Genomic DNA, 7819 nt, shown 5'->3' with positions numbered 1-7819 from the left:
CTGTTGCGAAGAGGCTAACGACTCTGGTTTCAAATCGGACATGAGATGTTTCCGGAGAACTTCGACACGCGGTCGCAGCGAGTTCAGTACCCCATGCCCATAACATAATCTCGCAATATTGACTCCTCGTCTTCAGACTCCTCCAGGAGAACTTGTAGAATATCTCGCGCATGAAGTACTCCCATTGGTCGCGACTCCTCGTCCACGACAGGAATATTTTTCAATTTGCGCTCTTTCATTCGTTTCCAGACATCCTGGAGCAGTTCGCCTGGCCGACAGACCACGACGTCGCGCGTCATCGCCAACGAGGCTGCCATCGTGCAGCTCGCTCCCTGACATCGGCTCATTTGGCCGACAACGTCCGTCTTTGTGATGACTCCAGTCACAAGACCTGCGGAATCGCATACGATCACGAGGTCAGTCCCTTTGCGCAGGAAATCTGCTGCCTCGGTCAGGGGGGCATCATCTGCTATCGTGACGACCTTTTCACGCGCCGCAGACAATAATCTATCTACGTACATCGCATTGTCTCCAGGCTTGTTATTCAGCCGAATGATCAAGCATCCTTTTAATCCATCGCGACTAAATGGGTTGCGCCAGCGTCATTGAGGGTTTTCTAAGCTCGCGCATCGTTCCTCTCAACCGCTGAGCGCAATGCGCAGGATGGCCACGACACCCGCGGTCGCGAGCGCGCAGCAGCCAAGACGCGCCGCGATCACCGCTGCGAACTTGGTTGCGGAATGAACGTAGTCCTCGATCACGACCTGCAGGCCAAGCGCGGTGTGGTAAAAGAGCGCGATCAGAAGCAGGGTCATCAGGATGGCGGCGAGCGGTGTCCTCAGCCAGACAACGAGCGTCGCGTAATCGCTGCCGGTATGCGCGATGATCGAGGCGGCGAACCACAGCGTCAGGGGAAGGAGAGCGACCGCTGAAACACGCTCCGCCCACCAGGCTCCGACGCCTTCTTTGGCCGAGCCGAGTCCAATCGCACGAGCCATCGGCGAGCGCATGTTCTGCATGTTTTGGGGGTCCACGGCCCTACCCTCCGATCGACGCGCTGGCGACCCAGGCCGCAACGGTGAGCGTCACGCTCACCGCCACGACGGTCCACCCCGAAATGTAAATCGATCGGAGCTCGAAACCGTGGACGCTGTCCCAAACCAGATGGCGGATGCCGCCGCAGAGATGCAGAAAAAAGGCGAAGGTAGCCCCGAACAGAACGATTCGGCCGATCCAGGATGCGATGGCTGCCTGCACCGGCGCATAGGTCTGCGGCCCCCACGCAGCCGCAACCAACCAGACAACCAGGACAACGGCGCAGGCGCTCAGAAATATTCCGGTAATCCGATTGAGGATAGAGAGAACCGACGTCAGCTGCGGCCGATAGATCTGTACGTTCGGAGACAGCGGCCTCAGTCGGGTTGTCGCGGGATTGGACATTCGTCTCTTCCTTCGTACTCAGCTTCGGCGCTCAATCATCATCTTTTTGATTTCAGCGATCGCCTTGCCAGGATTGAGGCCTTTCGGACAGGTGCGCGTGCAGTTGAGAATAGTGTGACAGCGATAAAGCCGGAACGGGTCTTCAAGGTTGTCAAGCCGCTCTTCCTTCCCTTCATCGCGGCTGTCAGCCAGCCAGCGCCAAGCCTGCAGGAGCACCGTGGGCCCGAGGAAGCGATCGCCGTTCCACCAGTGGCTCGGACAACCCGAGGTACAACAGAAGCAAAGGATGCATTCGTAGTAGCCGTCGATCTTGCTGCGTTCATCCACCGATTGGAGCCGTTCACGTTCAGGCTCGGGCGTCTTGGATTTGAGCCAAGGCTCGATCGCCGCATATTGCGCGAAGAGATGCGTGAGATCGGGGACGAGATCCTTGATGATTCTTAAGTTCGCCAGCGGATAGATCGTCGTCGGCGTGGCGAGATCAGAAATGAACCGCGTGCAGGCCAGCCAGTTCGTGCCATCGATGTTCATCGCGCAAGAACCGCAAATCCCCTCGCGGCACGAGCGGCGAAAGGTCAGCGTTGAGTCGACCTTGTTTTTGATCCAGATGAGCGCATCGAGAACCATCGGCCCGCAATCATCAAGATCGACTTCAAAAACATCGAGGCGCGGGTTTTCGCCGGAATCCGGATCGTAGCGATAGATCTCGAACGTTTTGACTCGGCTCGCGGCTTTCGGCGCTGGCCAGATCTTCCCGCGCCCGATGCGCGATTCCGGGGTCACGCCGAAGTTCCTCGGTATCGGAAACCGCTTGAACAGGGAAGTACGCGGGACTTGATCCGAGGATCTGATGATCATTCTGTGGTTACCTCCTGGCTTGCGCGTCAAACGAGGGTGTAGACTCAGGGCGATAGCGAAGGCCGAACGCAGATGAGCTCGGCTCGCAGATAGATGTCGACGCCGGACAAGGCTCGCGAAACTGGACAGTTCTTCTTGGCATTCTGCGCATGTTCCTCGAAGACCGTCGTGACATTCGAGATCGACGCTTCCGTGTCGAGATCGATCCTGGTGGTTAGGTCATCCGCCGTCGTGCTCTTCGAAATCCGTCTTCGTTGTTGCATGGATGTGGTTGACAATGACGCCCGCATTGGTCAGCTGAAGCGCCATCGAGAAGCCCCGCATAAGCGGCGACAAGCAGTTCCTTCGGGTTCATGCCGTTGCCTTCACCCAAGCTCGAATGGAAGTCGTATGCCCTCAAACGCGCCGTTCCACACATCCGCATGTGGCCGGAGCCTGAGCAGGATATCCGCGCCATTCGTCGTCGACCGTTCTGATTGCCATTACGCTCTCCAACCAATCCAACTGGATACCGTAAGAGCGTGTCTCGATATCCCATGAAGCACTAATGTCAGATGACGATAGTCGCAGTAGCCGCCGTTTGTTTCGGATCGCGGCTATCTGGCTCACCCCAACCGTACCGCTATCGCGCAGCCGGCATCAGCCTCGGAAACTACTGAGGTACTCGAATCCGATGGCGGTTTTCATCCGAATCTTGACCGGCGCGAGCCTTGCGCGGGATCATCTGGCGGCGCCCCCCAATTATCGGACCGGGTAGCTCCGGGCGCGACGGTTCGTGACGCCGCGACCTCTGCAACGGTTCTACCCTCTGGTTTCATCCGCGCGATTCCGACAACCTAGTCTGCGTGCGATCTCAGGCGATAGGCCGCCTTCAGCTTTGTAAGAAAAACCCAGTCGCGTTCCATCCCGCGCCACCTTCGTTCGATCTGACGGCGGGACGAACGAGCTTTTCGCGAGAGCCGCGCCATCGGGGTAATCTAGCCAAATCGAAGATCGGCAAACGCTATTGCCGGGTTCCGATCGTACGTAGCTCCGACTCTGTCTTAGCTCAAAGGCTCGGCTACCGTCCAAAGTAGGTCGGACGTTGGTCGCGGCTAATCCCGCAGCCGAACCGGCGCGGTATTAAAGTGCGAGGAAGAGTCCAAAAGTGCTCAACCCCGAACGGAGTGATTGGAGAAGCAGACAACTTCCGAGCCTGCCGGCACTTCGCATTCGTGCCAACATTACATTCTCACTTTTACAGCATAAGCACCATCGACGGCAGCATCGTCGCCAGTGCTGGAGGCATGATGATGATCCCGAGTTTCGGGAATTTCCTAGTTACGACGTCGCCTTCCCGTCGGAGCGCGATTAGCCACAAACTTGTTGCGAGCGAACCGGTCACCGAAAGATTGGGTCCGAGATCAAGCTGCGAAAGCAAGCCTTTTTCAGGATGCCCGCTTCTGACTCGCAGATCAGTCACCGTTGCTGTCATGATTCCGAGCGCACTCGCGGATGTCGGTGGTCTTTTTAACCGGAACGGCTTGTCGCTTTCCGAGTTGAGAAATGTGCATTCGCGGCCGGAGTGTTTGGTATGACCAATAAAGACGATACACCTAAGCGCTCGAAGGCGCCAAAGATCACGCACCCCGGTATGATGGGCGATGGCACCGAGGAGCAAAACCTTGGTGAAAAAGGGATTCCGAAATCTCGCATCAAGAAGGACGAAGTTAAGGCGGCCTTCGACGAGACAAATCCCAACAAGATGCCTTGAACTAACATTCACTACGCATGTAGACATCACTTGTGTCAGGCGACGAAAATTGATTTGCTTTTAACGCCACTTTCGAGCCAATGACATCAAGACGTTGCAGCGACGAACGCTACCGAGCCAGGCACGGATATGCAAATTGACCCGCAAATTACATTCGAAGGTTCGGAGCCGTCGGACACGGCCCGCGCTCAAATTCTCAGCGAGATCCGCCGGCTAGAGGCGCACAATCAACGCGTAACGGGATGCCGCGTAGCTGTGATCGCACCGAGCCACAAACAGCGACACGGTAGAGGGTTTCAGGTCCGCATCTCGTTGACAATTCCGCCTCACGAAAACGTCATGGTTAATCATGCGCCTTCCGATGATGTGCGGCACGAACACGTCGAGGTCGCGATCAAGGATGCCTTTTCGTCTGCAAGGCGACAAGTGGATGACCTCGCCAAATAACCAAGGCCGCCACGACTGCCTGACAATGACGTGATAATCAGAATGTCGGGAAGCTCTCTCCGCGGTGAAGGCGATCGGTCAAAACCTCAAAAAGCTTTAAGCCGTCCAAGCGCCACGCTGTAACGAACTCCTCGCCGCGCGAAGGTCTGTTAATCCGACGGATTTCGTCGTTCAGCCGCCGTGGCCAGGGTTTGGTGAAAAATACTGCTCAAGCTTGTTGGCTATACCGTCGAACGCCTTTGCATCAGCGGGTTGTTCATGCTTGATCGCAATGTTCGGCCAGGTCGCGGCGTATTCTGCATTCAACTTAAGCCAGCTTTCGAGACCTGGCTGGGTGTCCGCGAGAATGGCTTCGGCCGGGCACTCCGGCTCGCAAACGCCGCAATCGATGCATTCATCGGGGTTGATCACGAGCATGTTTTCGCCCTCGTAAAAACAGTCAACGGGGCACACTTCGACGCAATCCATGTATTTGCATTTGATGCAATTGTCGGTGACGACGAAGGTCATATTGCGGCCTCAGATGGAGATCCGTTGACTGAGAGGACGGGTAGCCGGTTGAAGAAACACGCGTGAAAGAAGTCGGTCGCACCCTTCATCACTTCATCATCAACTCAGGAATCCGGGCAATTGCCAACGCGATGCGTCGTGCTTCATCAGTAGTCATGTGCTGATCGTCCGAAGCATTTTGCTGACGGTCGTCCCGACCACACGTCCAAGCGAGACGTCTGCGATTGGCATCATACACCGCAAACCCACCGGGCGTTTGTTCGACGCGCCAAGGCGGTGGAAACCGACGTTTTTCCTGAGCATTTCCAGACATGAGTGCAATATAAGAACGCCATCACCGGTTTCAATTGCGAGACAACGCATTTCATGAGGTAGTCCTCAGTTTGCAATTTGCTTGGTAGTCCACTTGTGGGAACCGCACTTTTTGGCTGGAACATCGGGACGTCCAAGGAAACAACTCCATCAACAGAACCTCAGTGACGCTACGTTACGACTGCTTTGCTCTCAGGCGCTGTGCAGATCGGCTGGCAGGGGTGCCGGCGCTGTGCTTTCAGAAGCCTTCGCATGCGACTTGTCGGCATCCTTGGACCAGGAGCCGTAGTAAGCGAGCAGTGTCATTAGTGCGATTCCGGCGGCGCTGACCAGAAACTGCATCCAGATATCATTCGAGACTTCGACGAGGGCGACATGGGCCGAGACCGCAAGGAAGACACCGAAGCAGAACACTTCAAGCGATTGTTGACCGCACTTGATGAGAGGCCGGAATATCATCCAATGCAGGCCCGACCAGTCACGTGGCATGAACCGCGTGATGAAGAACGCAAGGATGATCAAATGCAAGAGGCGGTAGGGCGCGAGATTGGTTTTGTCATTAGGGTTGAACGTATCAACGAGCCACGCCGGCATCAAGTAGGCGAGCTCGGGGAAACGTCCCGCCATCGTCATGACCAGTGCGAACACGAGGTAGGCGCTCCCGAGCACGAGCAGCCCGCGCGACCGGATCAGCGGCCTGGACTCGATTGAGCCGCCGAGCGCGAACCATCCGCCCAGGATGAACAGAAGCTGCCAACAAAACGGGTTGAAATACCACGAACCGATCGGATAGGCGGACAAGTTCCAGCTAAAGTGACGTGCAGCCAGATAGAGCAGGAAGGATGCCACGAGCGTCAGGTTCGGCCGCCGCAGCATCGCCCACAACACCGGAGGGAAGACCAACATCAGCGCGATGTAAAGTGGTAGCACGTCCATGTTGACAGGTTTGAACGAGAGGATAAGGCCGTGGTAGAGTGTCTCAGCCGGGTTGCGCATAAAGTTGGCAACGTTGAACTCGTTCTCCAGGTTTGGATCGTTGTAGCGCTGAGCGAGATAACCGATCTCGGCGATGTACATCACGAACAGGAGCACGTGCGCCACGTAGATTTGCCAGGCACGCTTGATGAGGCGGGTGCCGCCGATTACGAACCCGCGCTCGATCATGACACGCGCGTAGACGAATGACGCGGTGTAGCCTGAGATGAAAACGAACAGATCGGCTGCGTCGCTGAACCCATAATTGCGCTGGGTGATCCAATTGACCGCGTTGTTGGGAATGTGGTCGAGAAAGATCGCCCAGTTGGCAAATCCACGCAACAGATCAAGGCGATAGTCGCGCCCCATCGGCGGAAGGATCGTCTCGAGCCGCTCCTTCGACCTTACTCGCGAAGCTACGTTTGCAAGGATCATGCTCGCCCCGTTCAGCAAGCCATCTTTTGATTATATCATATTTGGACCGTCCGAAGACATAGCTTTTCGGACCGTTAGGCTTTCGTCACGTTGGACAGACAGTTGGTGACACAAGGGCCAATCATGTTTTCCACGTCGAATTCGTCGGTGAGATCAATGAGCAAAACAAAAATGAGTTTTTTGGAAATGCAACGGGGCTACTGTTTCCGATCGATTGGCCGGAGCCTTTCGGGCTCGTCATGATCGAGGCGATGGCCTGTGGAACGCCTGTTTAGCGTTCCACTGCGGTTCGGTTCCTGAAATTATTGACGAGGGCATTAGCGGCATGATTGTTGAAACGATGGATGAGGCCGTTGCCGCCGTTCCGATACTTTTGGCAATGGACCGGAAAATGGTCCGCAGACGCTTCGAAGAGCGTTTCTCTTCTACGCGAATGGCGCGCGATTATGTCAAACTATATCGGAAGATGCTGCGTCAGACGCCGGATGATGCATAAAAGTAAATCAGACCTCGCAGTCGGCATCTGACACTCTTGAAACCGTGTCGCGCTGCGGTGGTTCCTTCACGACATACTCTTCATTGCCATGTTGTCGCTGACGCTCGTGGGGGTCATCTTCCGGTTGCCGGTAGGCTACTGGGTTATAGACCCACCGCGCCTCGATCATGAAGAAAACCGGCTTCCCGCGCTGGCGCGATTAGCGCTTGCCGCTGTCGGGCAAGTTGCGGACCGCCCGTCCAACGTGAATCACCGGTCGGGACCGCGCGGTAAACAACCGGTACGTAGTTTCCGAACCTATCACGGCGGCATCGTCGCGCGATATCCTTCATCACAGCCCTAGGTAGGGCGACCGACCTCGGCTGAAGCCGACGGAGCGCTTGCATCGACGATCCGGCTATTCCGCGCTCGCCGCTGGGAGTCTTCTACTCTCGTCTTGGAGGGAGCACTGCTATGCTTTTCTCACCTTCTCTTTATGTGATTCCAGTCGTCGTAATTGCGGCGCTCGTTCTGATCGGGGCGAGTGTGCGGATTTTGCGCGAATATGAGCGAGCAGTGGTGTTTACCTTAGGACGTTTCCAAAAGGTCAAAGG

At 56.1% G+C, this 7819-nt stretch carries 9 protein-coding genes and 2 pseudogenes; 3 read left to right on the top strand and 8 right to left on the bottom strand.

Features of this window, described 5'->3' with window-relative positions:
- Positions 1-83: 83 nt before the first annotated feature.
- From WB528_RS15330 to WB528_RS15305, 6 genes and pseudogenes are all read right to left on the bottom strand, one after another.
- Positions 84-521: a CBS domain-containing protein gene (locus WB528_RS15330; protein WP_423889261.1), complete on the bottom strand. Its 438-nt coding sequence runs from the start codon at positions 519-521 to the stop codon at positions 84-86.
- Positions 522-638: 117 nt separating this feature from the next.
- Entirely contained in the window at positions 639-1034 is a 396-nt protein-coding gene (gene sdhD, locus WB528_RS15325) for a succinate dehydrogenase, hydrophobic membrane anchor protein (protein WP_423889260.1), read from the bottom strand.
- Positions 1035-1038: 4 nt separating this feature from the next.
- Complete coding sequence (gene sdhC / locus WB528_RS15320; RefSeq protein WP_423889259.1) at positions 1039-1440, bottom strand: succinate dehydrogenase, cytochrome b556 subunit; 402 nt, start codon at positions 1438-1440, stop codon at positions 1039-1041.
- Positions 1441-1458: 18 nt separating this feature from the next.
- Positions 1459-2223 (bottom strand): succinate dehydrogenase iron-sulfur subunit, encoded by a 765-nt coding sequence (locus tag WB528_RS15315; RefSeq protein WP_423889258.1) that lies wholly within the window; start codon positions 2221-2223, stop codon positions 1459-1461.
- A 119-nt stretch (positions 2224-2342) separates the two neighbouring features.
- Positions 2343-2561: a hypothetical protein gene (locus WB528_RS15310; RefSeq protein WP_423889257.1), complete on the bottom strand. Its 219-nt coding sequence runs from the start codon at positions 2559-2561 to the stop codon at positions 2343-2345.
- A 974-nt stretch (positions 2562-3535) separates the two neighbouring features.
- Positions 3536-3718, bottom strand: a pseudogene (locus tag WB528_RS15305) (arsenic transporter); the annotation flags it as partial.
- A gap of 153 nt (positions 3719-3871) precedes the next feature.
- Here WB528_RS15305 and WB528_RS15300 point away from each other — a divergent pair.
- Complete coding sequence (locus tag WB528_RS15300) at positions 3872-4051, top strand: hypothetical protein (RefSeq protein WP_423889256.1); 180 nt, start codon at positions 3872-3874, stop codon at positions 4049-4051.
- A 129-nt stretch (positions 4052-4180) separates the two neighbouring features.
- Positions 4181-4498 carry an HPF/RaiA family ribosome-associated protein gene (locus WB528_RS15295; RefSeq protein WP_423889255.1) on the top strand — a complete coding sequence of 106 codons (318 nt, stop codon included), beginning with the start codon at positions 4181-4183 and terminating at the stop codon, positions 4496-4498.
- A gap of 171 nt (positions 4499-4669) precedes the next feature.
- On the opposite strand, the gene fdxA is transcribed toward WB528_RS15295, so the two are convergent.
- Together fdxA and WB528_RS15285 are read right to left on the bottom strand one after the other, a co-directional pair.
- Positions 4670-5008, bottom strand: a complete 339-nt coding sequence (gene fdxA, locus WB528_RS15290) for a ferredoxin FdxA (protein WP_423889254.1) — start codon at positions 5006-5008, stop codon at positions 4670-4672.
- A gap of 504 nt (positions 5009-5512) precedes the next feature.
- Complete coding sequence (locus WB528_RS15285; RefSeq protein ID WP_423889253.1) at positions 5513-6730, bottom strand: OpgC domain-containing protein; 1218 nt, start codon at positions 6728-6730, stop codon at positions 5513-5515.
- Positions 6731-6861: 131 nt separating this feature from the next.
- Between WB528_RS15285 and WB528_RS15280 the strand changes: the two are divergent.
- Positions 6862-7226: pseudogene (locus tag WB528_RS15280) on the top strand (glycosyltransferase); the annotation flags it as partial.
- Positions 7227-7819 lie beyond the last annotated feature (593 nt).

Origin of the sequence: Bradyrhizobium sp. (assembly GCF_049586575.1) — a bacterium.
GTDB lineage: Bacteria > Pseudomonadota > Alphaproteobacteria > Rhizobiales > Xanthobacteraceae > Bradyrhizobium.
Note: the sequence above shows the minus strand (reverse complement) of the source record. Positions and strands in the feature narration are given on the sequence as shown.